Source organism: Parashewanella hymeniacidonis (assembly GCF_016900895.1).
GTDB lineage: Bacteria > Pseudomonadota > Gammaproteobacteria > Enterobacterales > Shewanellaceae > Parashewanella > Parashewanella hymeniacidonis.
Genome location: NZ_JAFEUN010000022.1, coordinates 1 through 16,161, shown reverse-complemented (window position 1 = coordinate 16,161; position 16,161 = coordinate 1). Strand labels below are relative to the sequence as shown.

Sequence of the window (16,161 nt, the reverse complement as noted above, 5' to 3'; positions counted from 1 at the left end):
TTGCTTTCTCCAACAAAATAAAATTAGAAATCGGAATAGCAGATCCCTATTTGGCAATTTTGATTTGTTTTAGCCATTGGCTAGATCTGCCGCATCAACAATGAAATCGTTAATGCTAAATAAAGTATTCAATGTCATGAGCTAAAAGCTCAAAAAATTATCTTTCGATAATGCCACGACTTGAATCCTTGAAGACCGGAAGAGAGGAGCGCTTTTCAGGAAACTGAAGAGAAAGGTTGTCCACTTTTCCGCGAAAAATCCATTTTAGCGCAAGAAAAAATCAGTATTTGAAGTTATTTTTTATAAAACTAAATTCGAATAATGACTTTGATATTTTTCTAGTTTACAAAATAAAGGAGCCGCTATTAGCGGCTCCATCTGCTAACAAGTTGATTAGAACTTGTAAGTAGCAGCAAAGTAATGAGAAATACCTGTTGTTCTTAGACCAACAATACCTGCATTATTTTCTAGAGTGTAAACGTTGTTATAACCTTTTAGACCATAGCCTAAAGAGTAACGATCTGAATGCCAGTATAGACCTAAGAAACCTGCACCACCTGAGCTAACTTTAGGTACGAATTCATTGCCTTTGTCGGTAGCACCGAACTGATAATCAATGTAACCTTGGAAAGAAAGGAAGCTCTTGTTGTCGAAGAAGTAGAAAGGCTTGAACCAGTTCGCAGAGAATTGGTAACCGTTCCAATCTTTAGTATTGATATCATAGTTAGCATAAATGTTCATGCCAGTTTTGCCTAACCATGGTAATTCAACATCAGCACCTAAACCCCAGAAAGATTGGTTTATATCGCCATCACCACCAGCTTGAGTGTCAATTGCACCGCCACTAATGTTTAATAACGTAGAGAAATATAGTTCTTTAACTGGACCGAACGATAAATCTTTACCCGTGATTGCATCTAAAGAGAAACGAGGTGCAAACTTAAGGAACATTTTGCTTGAACCAGTACCCTTATCAGACTCACTTGAGCTACGGTTTGTTAAGTTGAATACGTCTAAGTAACCGTAATAATCAACAACACCAGCGCGACCACCGAACTCAAGCTCTAGGTAGTTATGTGTATCGCCACCTTTTTGATCTTTAGAAGTTGGTTTTTCACCAATTGAATACATTAAGTTAGCTTGCATCCACTTGTAATCGCCAGCGTGAACGTCAGTACGGTCAGCAGCAAATGCGTTACCAGAGATTGCAGCTACTGCAGTTGCAGCTAAAGCAAAGTTTTTAACATTTTTCATCATCAACCCCATTTATTTTAGGTTCCTGCCATCAAGGGCAGCGTCTTTTTTTATGGTGTGTACATTTTACTTTTATTGGCTAGAAGCACAATAGTTTACCGTAAAAATACAAACTTTAAATTCTTAAATGTGAACAAAATCGCAAATTTGTTTTTATTGAGTTATCAACTTTTTAAAGCTTTATTGTTCAGCTTTAGGTTTAGTCGTTGACGTTCTAAGGTCTAACTCAGTAAAACAATGAAATATGGTCGTTAACAGGTTTAAAGTCATAAGAGAAAGGCAGCGATATTATCGCTGCCTAATAACCATTACAGTGCTAAGAATAGACCTGCAAGAGTTGCACTCATTAAGTTCGCTAGAGAACCAGCGATTACAGCGCGTAGACCAAGCTTAGCTAGGTCATGACGACGGCTAGGAGCCATAGCACCCAAACCACCTAGTAGAATCGCAATTGAAGATAAGTTAGCGAAACCACATAGTGCAAACGAGATGATTGCTTTAGTACGTCCAGTCATAGCAACACCAGTTTCAGCTACAGCTTTAAAGCCTTCAGCTGCTGGGTCTAGCATGTATGGAGCAAAGTTTAGGTAAGCAACAAATTCGTTAACAACAATCTTTTGACCGATGAATGAACCAGCAACAAGTGCTTCGTTCCAAGGTACACCGATTAAGAATGCTAATGGCATGAATAAGTAACCTAGGATAAGTTCAAGGCTAAGACCTTCAACACCTACGAAACCACCAATACCACCGATGATGCCGTTGATCATTGCGATTAGACCAACGAATGCTAGAAGCATTGCACCAACGTTAAGTGCTAAATGCATACCTGATGAAGCACCAGCAGCAGCTGCATCGAGTACGTTAGCAGGCTTGTCTGGATCTTCAGGAAGATCAGATGTGTCATCTTTAACTTCTTCAGTTTCAGGGTGCATCAGTTTAGCCATTAATAGACCACCTGGTGCTGCCATGAATGAAGCGGCAACTAGATATTCAATTGGTACACCCATTTGAGCGTAACCAGCTAGAACAGAACCAGCGATTGAAGCAAGACCACCAACCATGATTGCAAATAGCTCAGACTGAGACATAGTTGCAATGAATGGACGAACGATCAACGGTGCTTCAGTTTGACCTACGAAAATGTTCGCAGTTGCTGACATAGATTCTGTACGGCTAGTACCTAGTGCTTTTTGTAGACCACCACCAATGATGCGGATAACCCACTGCATGATGCCTAGGTAATATAGAACAGCAATCAATGAAGAGAAGAATACGATTACTGGCAATACGTTGATTGCAAAGATGAAACCAACTTTAAAGTTTGCCAAGTCACCGAAAAGGAAACTGATACCACTTTGAGAGAAACCAATAACGCTTGAAACGCCATCAGAAACTGTTTTAAGAACATCTTTACCAAAAGGAACGTAAAGTACGAAACCACCGAACAGTGCTTGAATTGCTAAAGCACCACCAACGGTACGAAAGTTAATTGCTTTTTTATTGTTAGATAGCAAAAATGCTATCCCAAGAAGGACTGTAACGCCCACTAAACTCATTAAAATATCCATTAACCATCACCCTAATTGTTAACGTTTTATAATTTTGTTGTTAACCAACCCATTTCGGGGTGAGATTATACCTGAGCTATTTTTAAAAATCGTTGCCTTGATCAAATTTTTGGAATTAACTATCAATAAGTTAACGACACTGTAACCCGTTAATAGCCACTGTTTTAAAACGAAACCTTAAATGTCAACAACTTGAAAAAAAGAAGACCTTAACTGTTCCCCTACAAGAACGGCTGGTTTTGCATGTAAAACCGCTATTTTTGTGACAATCTTATTAATGAGAAGTGGCGTATTGCGACTTTGGTCACTATTTTTTGGTAACATTGAGGGGGAATCTGTCTCAACCACAAATGAACTGATAGGTAGACTTTGAACCGCTTTATGAAGTTTGTTTGCATCACTATTGAGTATCAAACCACCGATCCCTAGCTTAAACCCAAGTTTTAGATACTGCTTCGCAACTTCAACCGAGCCATAAAAACCATGGATAATACCTCCTTTAGGCAATTTGTATTTCTCTAATAACGTTAACACTTCTCCATGCGCTCTTACTGAGTGAACAATCATTGGCATTTGATACTCTTCTGCAAGTTGAAGTTGAGCTTCAAATGCTGATATTTGTTGTACCCAGTTAGCAGATTTAATTTTATCAAGGCCGCACTCCCCTATTGCGACCATAAAATCATTTTCTAAATGCTGATTGATGAGTTTTTTTAATTCGACTATATCATTTTCAAACGTTTCAGTGACATACCAAGGATGAACGCCCAATGCGAAAAGAGATTGATATTTTTTTGCAATAGAAAGTTGTTTTTGCCAATGAGCAGAAGAAACTCCTGGAATAAGTACATTTGAAATACCACTGAGTTGCATTTGCTCAAAAATCGCATCTCTATCACCATCAAAATCAGCGAAGTCAATATGGGCATGGGAGTCGATCAACACGTTTTTCTTTCCTTAGATTTTAATATCCAAAATGTAATTAAACTGCCAAGAACACCTAAAACATTTGGACTAATTAAGCTGTTATGTGAAGCGATTACTGATGTTATAACCGTAAATATTACACCTACGCCAGCACACATAAAAAAACCTTTAACGGACACTGGCTTTCCATAAATCGCCGCAACAAGCTGAACGAGTAACACAGGTGCCCACACACTGTAGCTATAAATCAGTATATCAAGAATATTCTGTACACTCATTGCCATTATTACTGCACCGATACCAAGGAAAACAGAAACTAAGCGGACAATTCTGAGTTGTCTTTTTTTATTAAAATGATCGTACTCAATAATACTGGGTAATACATCATGTGTGAAAGCAATTGCACCAGCATTTAAAAAACTAGATGCTGACGACATAATTACAGAAATTAGACCCGCAATAACAATCCCTTTCAAACCAACAGGGACTGCATACTTAACGACATAAGGCATACTATCATTGGCCGCTAGATGAGGATTAAGTTGAAGAGCAACAAGCCCAATGAAACCAGCAATAATAAAGATGGGGACCGATAATATTGAAGCAACAACTGTCGCTGTTTTTGTTTCCTTGGTCGACTTAGCCATAAATAGTCTTTGCACGTAAGGAGGAACTAAAACTTCGCCAACAAGAAAAGTCATGAATAAACTAAAAAATGCCAACTGAGAATGAAGATGGTTAAACGGATTTAGCTTCTCTGGGGGGACATTAGCAATGAAGTGTTGCCATCCACCAAGATAAGAAACACCACAAACTAAAATTAAAGGAATACCTATCATGATGATCAAAAATTGAAAGGTATCTGTATATATGACGCCTCGCATTCCACCTAAAGCGGAGTAAAAAATAATAATACCAAAACCAATGAGAATTCCGATATGCATTGGTATTTTAAAAAATAAACTGAATAGTACGCCTATAGCACTAACTTGAGAACCCAATATTCCGATGCAAATGAGTAACGAAAATATTCCGGTCATTAGTTTTGCTTTGGCACCGTAATGCCGTCCAATGATATCGCCAACTGAATGACAATCGCTGTACTGGCTCATTTTGGGTGCAATAAATAAACCGACAAGAAGCTCTTTTAATGAAAAACCAATAAGACCGTAGGCATAGACCATCCCTATGGAGTAGGCTTTGGCTGAATTTCCCATGATATAACCGCCGCCTAAAAATGAAGCGGTTAGGGAGGCACAAATAGCAAAGCTGCCGAAAGAACGTTTCCAAACTGAATACTCAGTAAAATTAGTGATATTCCTACCGCTATATACCCCTATCAGGATATTTATAAGAAAGAAAATTACTACAATTGCAATGTCCAGCATTACTTTGCCTTATTAAATTCCGATTATATTCAAAGACTAACGTAATCATGCTGATCATTTGCTGACTCAATTTAATAATTTAAAATATGAAATAACACAATGAGCATAGCGGCAAAAAAACGTAGATGATCGAGCTGTGGAATATAACGGGAATGACGACGTCTCAAATATTACCTCCCGGACAATACATATTGACTACATGTTTAAATTTCACCTACAAAAAAAGTAAGCATTCACCAGAGGGGTATTGACAATCTCAAACTCCCGTTTATTGGCATTTATAACTACAAGCTTGCCATTGTTTTGTGACACAAGTACCACCCCGCAAGTAAGTTTCACTGTTTATTTGAAAAGTCAATACGGGGCTGGTGAATGGTTACCAAAAAAAGGCCGCTTTTAGCGACCTTTTACTTTAAAACGTTTATGAGTATTAGTGCTCTCGAGTCTTAGAGAACTTAATATCTGGGTAGCGCTCCATCGATAAATTCAAATTTACCATAGTAGGTGCGATATACGTTAAATTATCGCCACCATCTAGGGCTAAATTCGAGCTGCACTTACGTCTAAACTCATCAAGTTTGCGGTCATCGTCACAGTACACCCAACGAGCTGTCGCAACACTGACAGCCTCATAAATGGCCTCTACGTTGTATTCTGTTTTTAAACGACCAACAACAACTTCAAACTGAAGCACACCAACAGCGCCCACAATTAAATCATTAGAATCTATAGGACGGAATACCTGTACAGCCCCTTCTTCAGATAACTGCACAAGCCCTTTAAGTAGCTGCTTTTGTTTTAGAGGATCACGTAAACGAATACGGCGGAACAATTCTGGTGCAAAGTTTGGTACACCCGTAAAGCGCATCAGTTCGCCTTGAGTAAACGTGTCACCAATTTTGATGGTACCGTGGTTGTGCAATCCAATAATATCACCTGGATAGGCAGTTTCTGCACGTTCCCGGTCGCCGGCCATAAACGTCAATGCATCACTAACGTTAATATCCTTCCCTAAACGCACATGCTTCATTTTCATACCTTGGCGGTACTCACCAGAACAAACACGCATAAACGCAACACGGTCACGATGTTTCGGATCCATGTTCGCTTGAATTTTAAAAACGAAACCAGAAAACTTATCTTCATTAGGTTCTACGACTCGCTCTTCCGTCTCACGAGAAAGCGGTGTCGGAGCCCACTCAACAACACCGTCGAGTACGTGATCAACACCAAAGTTGCCTAATGCCGTACCAAAAAATACTGGCGTTAGCTCGCCTTTCAAAAACAGTTCCTGATCAAACTCATGTGAAGCACCTTGCACAAGTTCTAATTCTTCACGCAAATCTTCAGCATAAGAACCAATAGCTTCATCGAGTTCTGGATTATCAAGTCCTTTAATGACCACAGAGTCTTGAATAGTATGACCTTGCCCTGTTTGATAAAGAATCGTCTCATCACGAAGCATGTGATAAACACCTTTGAACTCTTTACCACAAGCAATTGGCCAAGTAATCGGCGCACAAGCGATCTTTAAGACATCTTCAACTTCATCCATTAACTCGATTGGGTCACGGATATCACGGTCAAGTTTGTTCATGAAGGTAATGATTGGTGTATCACGTAAGCGTGTTACTTCCATTAACTTAATGGTTCTCTGCTCTACACCTTTGGCTGAGTCAATCACCATTAAGCAAGAGTCCACCGCCGTTAGAGTACGGTACGTATCTTCTGAGAAATCTTCGTGGCCAGGAGTATCGAGTAAATTAACTAAGGCATTGTTATACGGAAATTGCATGACCGAAGTGGTAATCGAGATACCACGATCTTTTTCCATTTCCATCCAGTCAGACTTTGCGTGTTGACCAGATTTTTTACCTTTTACCGTACCCGCTTTTTGTAGTGCTTGTCCGAAAAGTAATACTTTTTCGGTAATCGTAGTTTTACCCGCATCCGGGTGAGAGATAATGGCGAACGTGCGACGTTTCGACACTTCCTCAGGAATAACAGTGTTAGACATTGATTTCTTCTATCAAAAGGAAATACAAAATTGGCGCTATTTTCGCTGATCTGACGTGCAGATACAACGAAAAAGGCAAAAGTCATAACTAAGTATCAATATCAGAAACAGGTCTTTGCCCAGAATCATCAAGGATCATTTCTTCACCCTCTTTAAATAAAGGCCCAGCAGGTCAAATGTCTAACATATTCAGCATTGATTCAAATGGATGAGTAACTTTACATGAGCATATTCAAGCATAGCAATGTAGCCGAAGGCACTTGGCATTAAACTGCCGAATGCAATACCGACAACAATGACGAACTAGCCCCATAAAGAAAGATAACGCTCAAAGATTGCTATTTTTATATCCCATAAGTCATATTGTTTATTTGATTGTGTAGCTATCCATCGAAATGGCGTTTACCAGTAGCGCTGTTTTCAGCATTGCTTTTGGAAAACTTGCAAGATCAATCGTTTCTTGAACTGAATGCAGACCTGTACCTAATACACCTACCCCACCAAGCGTTGGAACAAAAGGGGCAACGTGGTTTATATCTGCAGCTCCTCTCTTACTAGCATCAAGCGGTGTAATATTATGCTCTCCCACTTGTGCTGCTATCTCAGCATATTTATTGAAAATTGCCATATTTTCAGGTGTTGCCGCCATTGCGGGTTTTTCATCGACAAACTCAATTTTACTTTTGGTTTTAAGAAGCGGTGTGGCAACAATTTTTTCCATCATCACTTTTGCATTCTTGAGCTGCGCTTGGGTTTTAAACCTCTGGTCACCTTCACTCACGACAATACCTGCCGTGATATTATCTTTACCATAACCTTCGCAGTCTTTCTCAGTTTTTAACTTAACCGAGGAGCCACCCACGATTTCCCCTGGATTGACCGTCAAACCATTACTGTCTGAAAACGCTTTACGGAAGGTATTTAGCACCCTAGCTTGCTCATAAGCTGAGCCAAACCCGACTTCCTTAGAGAAGATTCTGGAAGAATGAATGGCCGTTGCAGAGCTGGTTAACTTCCAGCTCGTATAGCCACGCCTTGCAATTGTGCCTTTATTGGCAATTTGCCATTCAAACCCGAGTGCGGCTTTCGATTTTTTAGCGAATTTGATTAAGTTTTGCCTATCCAGTTTGGCTCCACCAATGCTGCTTTCTTCATCCCCCATTAGCGCAACAAAAATGCACTTCCCCTTAAGCTGATTAGTATGTGCTAATGCTTTCATCGCATAACGGATAACAAGATTCCCGCCTTTATTATCGACAACACCAGGGCCATGAGCTTTATCTCCGTCTAAAACAAACTTCTGACACGGAGACTCTTTAGCAAACACAGTATCGAGATGCCCAATCATTAAAATACAGTTGCCATTGTTTTCACTGTAAGTAGAAAATAGATTGCCAGCCCTTTGCGGTGAGTTAACCCAATAGCTTTTAAACCCCAGAGCTGTAGGTCGTTAATGGCTTGGCCTTTATTGCTCTGGATAAACTCGCTCATTTGTTTCTGTTTATTGGTTTGCTAAGCGATGGACAAAAGGGGGGTAAAATAAAAGCAGTGTTGCAGTTAAAAAGGCACATATGTATTACGCATATTTCTGTCCTAACGTAGAAACAAACTCATCAATTTCATATAAAAACAGTTTAGCCCAACGAACCACAAATGTTTTTCTATACTTACTTAGATTATTCGTATTCAGGATAGGAAATGAAAACTTCGGATTTATTCGTAAAAGCATTAGAAAATGAAGGCGTCGAGTTTATATACGGGATTCCCGGCGAAGAGAATCTAGACTTTTTAAATTCACTCGTTGATTCTTCAATTCAGCTCATTCTTACTCGTCATGAACAATCTGCTGGCTTCATGGCCGCAACTTATGGTCGCCTTACCGGCAAACCTGGCGTATGTCTATCCACCCTAGGTCCCGGTGCCACCAATTTTGTTACTTCGGCTGCTTATGCTCAACTAGGTGCGATGCCAATGATAATGTTAGGCGGACAAAAGCCCATTCGAAAATCCAAACAAGGCCGCTTTCAACTTGTAGATGTCGTTGGTTTGATGAAACCAATAACAAAATACTCTGAGCAAATCAGTGATGGCAATAATGTCCCTTATATGATCAGAGAGGTATTTCGATTAACCAGCGAAGAACGCCCTGGAGCCGCCTACATTGAGCTGCCTGAGGACATAGCAGCGTCTATTACTGATTCAGAAATTTATGATGTGATTCAATGTCGTCGTTCACAGGCAAATCCGGTTTGCATCCAGCATGCAATTGAAATGATTGACGCATGTGAAAGACCGTTGCTATTGATAGGTGCAGGCGCAAATAGGAAGTCATCAACAGAAGCACTGACAAAATTTATCGATAAAACGGGTATCTATTTTTTCAATACTCAAATGGGAAAAGGTGTTGTTGATGAGAGGCACCCACAATTTCTAGGCACATCCGCATTATCTGAAAACGACTTTTTGCACTGTGCAATTGAAAAGGCTGATTTAATTATTAATGTGGGTCATGACATTGTAGAAAAACCGCCTTTTTTTATGGAACAGGGCGGCACTAAAGTCATTCACATCAATTTCTTTCCAGCACGATGTGACGAAGTGTACTTTCCGCAACTGAACATTGCAGGGGACATCAGCGATACTGTTGAAGCACTGACATGCGTCACAAAAGAATTAACCCAAGATCTCAGTTACTTTAAAAGAGTTAAGCAATTCGTTGATGAAAAGGTTTCAGAATATTTTGATGACAAGCGCTTTCCCATACTGCCTCAACGATTAGTTCGAGTGTTGCGAAAGCGTTTGGATGATGAAGACATAGTAACACTCGATAATGGCATTTATAAAATTTGGTTCGCACGTAATTATGCTTGCCACTCAAGCAATACACTTCTTCTCGATAATGCGCTTGCTACTATGGGAGCAGGACTTCCATCGGCAATGGTCGCCAAACAGCTTAATCCTTCTAAAAAAGTCGTCTCCATTAATGGTGATGGTGGCTTTATGATGAATTCACAAGAGCTTGAAACCGCTGTTCGTATGAAACTCGATCTGGTCGTAATTATCTTAAACGATAACGCTTATGGCATGATCAAGTGGAAACAAAAAGGCAAAGGCTTTAAAGATTTTGGATTAGATTTTAATAACCCTGACTTTGTGAAGTATGCAGAAAGCTTTGGTGCTGTTGGGCACAGACCACAATCTCATGACGAGTTTGAAACTGTTTTGGAGGCAGCGCTCTATGGCGAAGGTGTTCATGTGATCGACTTGCCGATTGATTATTCATTAAATCACCACATTTTGAATGTCATCACTCAGGAAATTGCTTGTATTATATAGAACACTTTAGGTTGATAACGGCAGTAGAAATCCAAGCTAATCCGTTATTTCTCATTGGACTGTGCTTGCACTTCTCTGCAGTGATTGGCAGAAAAAAAGCTACTCTAGGTAACCTTTCACCAGCATGAGTTAAGTTAAGTTAAGTTAAATTTATTTTAATTCTAACAACGCTTTCTCAGCTAAACTCAGCTCAATTCCAGCATAGCGATACTCAACAAAGTCATGCACATTCGTCGCTAAAACAAGCTTTAAGTATTCGACTGCTTTTTTATTGTTGCCTTTCATTCTAGCTTGCTTAGCCATATAAAAGTAGGCTTCACAAAGGCGCTCAGTGTACTCAACGTCAGGTTGTTCAGCATTCAGGTTTTCTTTTGCGTATTTAAGTAGCGCAGACTCAGAAACTTTACCCAAATAATAGTCGACAAGAACCGTACTCCAAGCTTCAGGGTTTAGCTGTTCACGCTGAGTTTTTAACGTTTCCAAAGCCGCTTTCTTATCATTTTCTCTGTTAGCAATGAAGAGCCATAAAACACGATACCCATCATGAGTATCAACTTTATAAAACTCTTCAAGATTTTGACTAGCGAGTTTATTACGTTTTCCGTAATACAATGCGATGCCTAAATTCAAATGGGCATAGTCATAATTTGGGGCAAGCTCTAAGACTGAGTCAAAAGCTTCATACGCATTATCAAAATCCCCTTCTTGAGTGTAATAAATACCTAGAAAGTTATAAGCGTCAGCTAAACGAGGATTAACCTTTAGCGCTTGTCTAAAGTCGTAACGTGCGAGTAACCTTAGCCCTACTTTGTCATACAAAACACCACGGTCATAATGAAAACGTGCACGTTGCTGTTCGGTCAATTTCACCGTAGAAAGAATATCGTTGAGCTTGGCAATATTAAGTTCGGTTTGATAATTAGGAAGAACAGGCTCAAACAACAATCCCTTTTGTGTCGTTGCACAACCCGTTAACCAACCAGCAAAAACCAAGGTTAACAGTACACGCAAATTCAATTTCATCTAAAAAGCCTTTGAAAATTAGAAAACTGAGCAACTATAACAACTCATCAGGTAACAAAAAAGGAGATCCGAAGATCTCCTTTTAAATAAGTAATATTTTAAATCTCAGAATTGTAACTTAATGCAATCCTTCAAATTAAATTACTCTGCGTTTTCTTCAGCAACTTTCTTTTCTACTGCTTCTTTAATAGAAAGACGTACACGGCCTTGGCGATCAACTTCCATTACCTTAACTTTAACTTCTTGACCCATTTGTAAATGGTCAGATACGTTAGCTACACGCTCTTCACTGATTTGTGAAATGTGAACTAGACCGTCTTTACCAGGAAGAATGTTAACGAATGCACCGAAGTCTACGATACGGATAACTTTACCGTCATAGATACGACCCACTTCAACCTCAGCCGTTAATTCTTCAATACGACGAATCGCTTCGCGAGTATCGTCACCGCTTGAAGAAGCAATACGAACTGAACCATCATCATCCAGCTCAATCGTTGTGTTCGTTTCTTCAGTAAGTGCACGAATAACTGCGCCACCTTTACCGATAACATCACGGATTTTCTCTGGGTTGATTTTGATAGTTGTGATACGTGGAGCGTGATCAGAAATATCATCACGGTGACTACCAATAGCTGAATCCATCACGTTTAGAATGTGGATACGAGCGCCCATTGCTTGTTGAAGCGCAATGTCCATGATCTCTTTCGTGATACCTTCAATCTTGATGTCCATTTGAAGAGCTGTAATACCACCACGAGTACCAGCTACTTTAAAGTCCATATCACCTAAGTGATCTTCATCACCCAAAATGTCAGAAAGTACTACGAAGTCATCACCTTCTTTAACAAGACCCATTGCAATACCAGCAACAGAAGCCTTGATTGGCACACCTGCATCCATAAGTGCAAGAGAAGTACCACAAACAGAAGCCATTGAGCTTGAACCATTTGATTCAGTGATCTCTGATACAACTCGTACTGAGTACGGGAATTCAGTTTCTGATGGCATAACTGCATTAATACCACGCCATGCTAGCTTACCGTGACCAATTTCACGACGCTTAGGCGAACCAACCATACCTGTTTCACCAACAGAATAAGGAGGGAAGTTATAATGAAGCATAAAGCGATTTGTTCTTTCGCCCATGATGCTATCAATTTTTTGAGCATCACGTTCAGTACCAAGCGTCGCAGCAACTAATGCTTGGGTTTCACCACGAGTAAACACAGCACTACCATGAGTACGTGGTAATACGCCAGCTAAAACATCTAGACCACGAACCATATCAGGCTCACGACCGTCGATACGAGGCTCGCCACGGATGATACGGCCACGAACAACGTTTTTCTCTAGAGTACCTAGTAACTTATCAACTTCGCCCAAGTCAATGTCTGCATCTTCTGCAACCATTTGGTCTTTAGCGTTGTTTTTCAATTCAATTACTGCATCACGGCGTTCATGCTTAGCTGTGATTTCATACGCTTTACCCATTGCGTCTTCAGCAATAGTTTTGATTTTTGCGTATAAGTCTTCGTTTTGCTCTGGCGCAGTCCAATCCCACTCAGGCTTAGCAACTTCTGCTTTGAACTCTGTAATGGCATCAACAACAACTTGTTGTTGGTCATGACCATATACCACAGCACCTAGCATTACTTCTTCAGGCAATGCTTTTGCTTCTGACTCAACCATTAGTACTGCAGATTGTGTACCAGCAACAACTAAATCAAGTTGACTACCGTCTTTTTGATCGATGTTCGGGTTTAGAACATATTCGCCATCTTTGTATCCAACGCGTGCCGCACCCAATGGGCCGTTGAACGGGATACCAGAAATAGACAATGCCGCTGAAGTACCAATCATTGAAATAATATCTGGCTCAATGTTTGGATCAACAGAAACAACAGTAATGATTACTTGAACTTCGTTCATGAAACCATTAGGGAATAATGGACGGATAGGACGGTCGATTAAACGAGCAATAAGAGTTTCATCTTCCGATGGACGGCCTTCACGTTTGAAGAAACCACCTGGAATTTTACCAGCCGCATACGTCTTTTCTTGGTAGTTAACCGTTAATGGAAAAAATCCACGGCTCAAGTCGGTATCTTTTTTACCAACGACAGTCACTAATACAGTGGTGTCGCCCATACTTGCTAGAACTGCTGCGTCAGCTTGACGTGCAATAACTCCGGTTTCCAAAGTAACGGTATGCTGACCGTATTCAAAACTCTTTACAATAGGATTCACTAGACCCATTCCTTAATATTTACCTTAATTTTCGGGCATAAGTATACTTTAAATACAGTACATGAATAAAGCACCTATACTGATCTATCGTGGATATCACAAATATTTCATGATAAATGCCTCATTTAGGCACTAACTGGTTATAAATTTTGGGAAAAAGAGCTTCAAGGATGACAGCAATATTTTCTTCTTTAACTTGGAAGCAGGCATTTCTGGCGCTAAAAACAACGCTGCTGTTTGCTGTATTCATTTTTGTCATCGAATTTATTATCACCGTAAAGTCTGAACAACACCGACTAAAAGCGAATCAGCAACAACTCATTCAGCGTTTAGAGCAAGTCAGTCTTCAAGACAGGAACACTGAAACGCTGCCATTGGCTGAAAAGTTGGTCGACTTATCGCTCAATTTGCCTTGGGTAAAATCTGTTGAAGTTGAGCTCAGCAATGGGGGACGTTTTTTCAGTGCTAATAAGCAACAGAAAATACCTCAATCATTCATTTCTAATACCGTTGCAAGTTTTGTTGATGAGGCAGAAACTAGCACTCACTTACTCTATAGGACAGGATTACTCTTTACAAAAGTAAGCACTGCAACTAAAAAACCTTTCGCCAAAGTAACCCTTAGCTATGACGAACAGTACATAAGTTCGCAGCTTACAACACATCTCAAGCATACGTTTTTGATCTCTTTGAGCGGAGCATTTGGCTTAACGGTTATCCTTGCGTTTGTGTTCCATCAATTTCTGACACGGCCAGTTGTACACATCTGTGAATCTATGGATAGAATTAACCCTGAAGCACCTAAAGACAGTTTACTCCCTCGTTTAGTGCATCATAGAAAAAGCGAATTAGGCACCTTAGTAACAAAGTTCAATCAGATTCTAATTCAATTTGACGCAACACAAGCTAAGTTACGAAAATTGGCAACAAAAGATACATTAACAGGACTGCCAAACCGTACTTTACTGCTTGAAACCGTACAAATTGCAATTCAACGCGCTAAAAACCAACGACGCACATTCGCTATTTTTTACATTGATTTAGACCGTTTTAAAAACATCAATGACTCTTTAGGGCATGACATAGGTGACCGATATCTAACAAGAGTTGCTAGAACTTTAAAACGCCACACTGGAGAGAAGGGAGTCGTTGCACGCTTAGGTGGCGACGAATTTGCGATTGTAGTTAATGATATTCAAGACCCAAACCGAGCTGGCGAATTTGCGCGCAAACTATTGGAACAAATTCAGCTGCCACTTCAACTTAATGGTCATGAGCTTCACCCTGACGCCGCTGTTGGTATCGTATTATTTCCCGATGATGGGCACACAGCGGAAGATTTGATTCGTCGTGCTGAAACCGCAATGTATAACGCTAAAGATCTTGAATATGGAAATTGGGAATTTTTCAACCACAAAATGACCGAAAATGCAGTTGCTTCATTAGAATTAGAAGCAGAATTGCACTCTACTATTATGCGTGAACTCGACAGTGCCGAACCACTCGGTGAGCTGCAGCTTTTTTATCAACCGAAAATCGATTTAACAACAGGTAGAGTATGCGGTGCAGAAGCACTTATTCGTTGGGAAAAAGAAGGTAAACTGATTTCACCAGCTAAATTTATTCCTATCGCTGAGCAATCTAACTTAATCATCGCCCTAGGTCGATGGGTCATTAAAGATGCTTGCAGAACGATAGCTCACTGGTCAAAAAGCTATAATCAGGTACCCAAAATCGCAATCAATGTTGCCGCAAGGCACTTTGTTGATCCAAATTTAATAAAACAAATCAAAGCAGCGACACATATAAATAATATTGCACCAAATTTATTAGAAATCGAAATTACTGAGGGCTCGTTCATTAATAATATTCAATTAGCCATCGCTCGTATAGAGCAATTGCAAAAAGCTGGATTTAGCGTTGCTATTGATGATTTTGGGACTGGATATTCTTCGCTGTCTTATTTAAAGCTATTGCCTATTAGTACCTTAAAAATTGATCGTGCCTTTGTAGAAGGTCTGCCTGAAAATGACGCAATCGCAAAGACAATATTGTTGCTCGGAGAACAAATGAACTTTGATATTGTGGCAGAAGGCATTGATGAAAAAAAGCAACTGGAATGGCTTAAAGAGCATCAATGCCATATTGGCCAAGGGTTTTTATTCAGTAAACCGCTCTCAAAAGAAGAGTTCGAAAACAGCTATCTATCACCACTGCAAAACGAGCTAGAGCTCTAATTTATAATAAATTTTTACTGAATTCTTTATTAATCGTAACTATTCAGCACTCTGAAAGTTAAATGAACAAAATACCTGCACTCAACTCACTATTTTTCACGATCATTTGACCGATCTAATCATCATGTCATGCTGTTGATATCATTCATTGAGTTGTA

At 39.8% G+C, this 16,161-nt stretch carries 11 protein-coding genes; 2 read left to right on the top strand and 9 right to left on the bottom strand.

All coding sequences use genetic code 11. From position 1 onward, the window contains the following. Window positions 1-393: 393 nt before the first annotated feature. From JQC92_RS06425 to JQC92_RS06395, 7 genes are all read right to left on the bottom strand, one after another. Entirely contained in the window at window positions 394-1,254 is an 861-nt protein-coding gene (locus JQC92_RS06425) for a nucleoside-specific channel-forming Tsx family protein (protein ID WP_204998876.1), read from the bottom strand. Between the two features lie 308 nt (window positions 1,255-1,562). After that, window positions 1,563-2,825 (bottom strand): NupC/NupG family nucleoside CNT transporter, encoded by a 1,263-nt coding sequence (locus tag JQC92_RS06420; protein ID WP_204998875.1) that lies wholly within the window; start codon window positions 2,823-2,825, stop codon window positions 1,563-1,565. A 177-nt stretch (window positions 2,826-3,002) separates the two neighbouring features. Beyond that, on the bottom strand, window positions 3,003-3,770 hold the full coding sequence (locus JQC92_RS06415) for a TatD family hydrolase (RefSeq protein WP_420851299.1): 768 nt from the start codon (window positions 3,768-3,770) through the stop codon (window positions 3,003-3,005). Continuing rightward, window positions 3,764-5,140, bottom strand: a complete 1,377-nt coding sequence (locus tag JQC92_RS06410; RefSeq protein ID WP_204998874.1) for a sodium:solute symporter family protein — start codon at window positions 5,138-5,140, stop codon at window positions 3,764-3,766. Before JQC92_RS06410 ends, JQC92_RS06415 begins: the two co-directional genes overlap by 7 nt. A gap of 430 nt (window positions 5,141-5,570) precedes the next feature. Further along, window positions 5,571-7,157, bottom strand: coding sequence for a peptide chain release factor 3 (gene prfC, locus JQC92_RS06405; RefSeq protein WP_204998873.1), 1,587 nt, complete (start codon window positions 7,155-7,157; stop codon window positions 5,571-5,573). A gap of 367 nt (window positions 7,158-7,524) precedes the next feature. Then, window positions 7,525-8,505: a M20/M25/M40 family metallo-hydrolase gene (locus JQC92_RS06400; protein WP_204998872.1), complete on the bottom strand. Its 981-nt coding sequence runs from the start codon at window positions 8,503-8,505 to the stop codon at window positions 7,525-7,527. Next, window positions 8,505-8,648, bottom strand: a complete 144-nt coding sequence (locus tag JQC92_RS06395; protein ID WP_204998871.1) for a hypothetical protein — start codon at window positions 8,646-8,648, stop codon at window positions 8,505-8,507. The genes JQC92_RS06400 and JQC92_RS06395 overlap by 1 nt, the downstream gene beginning before the upstream one ends. 207 nt (window positions 8,649-8,855) lie before the next feature. Here JQC92_RS06395 and JQC92_RS06390 point away from each other — a divergent pair, with 207 nt between their 5' ends. Then, on the top strand, window positions 8,856-10,493 hold the full coding sequence (locus JQC92_RS06390; protein ID WP_204998870.1) for an acetolactate synthase large subunit: 1,638 nt from the start codon (window positions 8,856-8,858) through the stop codon (window positions 10,491-10,493). 150 nt (window positions 10,494-10,643) lie between these two features. On the opposite strand, the gene nlpI is transcribed toward JQC92_RS06390, so the two are convergent. Continuing rightward, a complete protein-coding gene (gene nlpI / locus JQC92_RS06385) occupies window positions 10,644-11,516 on the bottom strand; it encodes a lipoprotein NlpI (protein ID WP_204998869.1) in 873 nt (290 codons plus the stop codon). A 141-nt stretch (window positions 11,517-11,657) separates the two neighbouring features. Next, window positions 11,658-13,766: a polyribonucleotide nucleotidyltransferase gene (gene pnp, locus JQC92_RS06380; RefSeq protein WP_204998868.1), complete on the bottom strand. Its 2,109-nt coding sequence runs from the start codon at window positions 13,764-13,766 to the stop codon at window positions 11,658-11,660. A 170-nt stretch (window positions 13,767-13,936) separates the two neighbouring features. Between pnp and JQC92_RS06375 the strand changes: the two genes are divergently transcribed. Continuing rightward, window positions 13,937-16,003 carry a putative bifunctional diguanylate cyclase/phosphodiesterase gene (locus tag JQC92_RS06375; RefSeq protein ID WP_204998867.1) on the top strand — a complete coding sequence of 689 codons (2,067 nt, stop codon included), beginning with the start codon at window positions 13,937-13,939 and terminating at the stop codon, window positions 16,001-16,003. The last annotated feature ends 158 nt before the right edge of the window (window positions 16,004-16,161 follow it).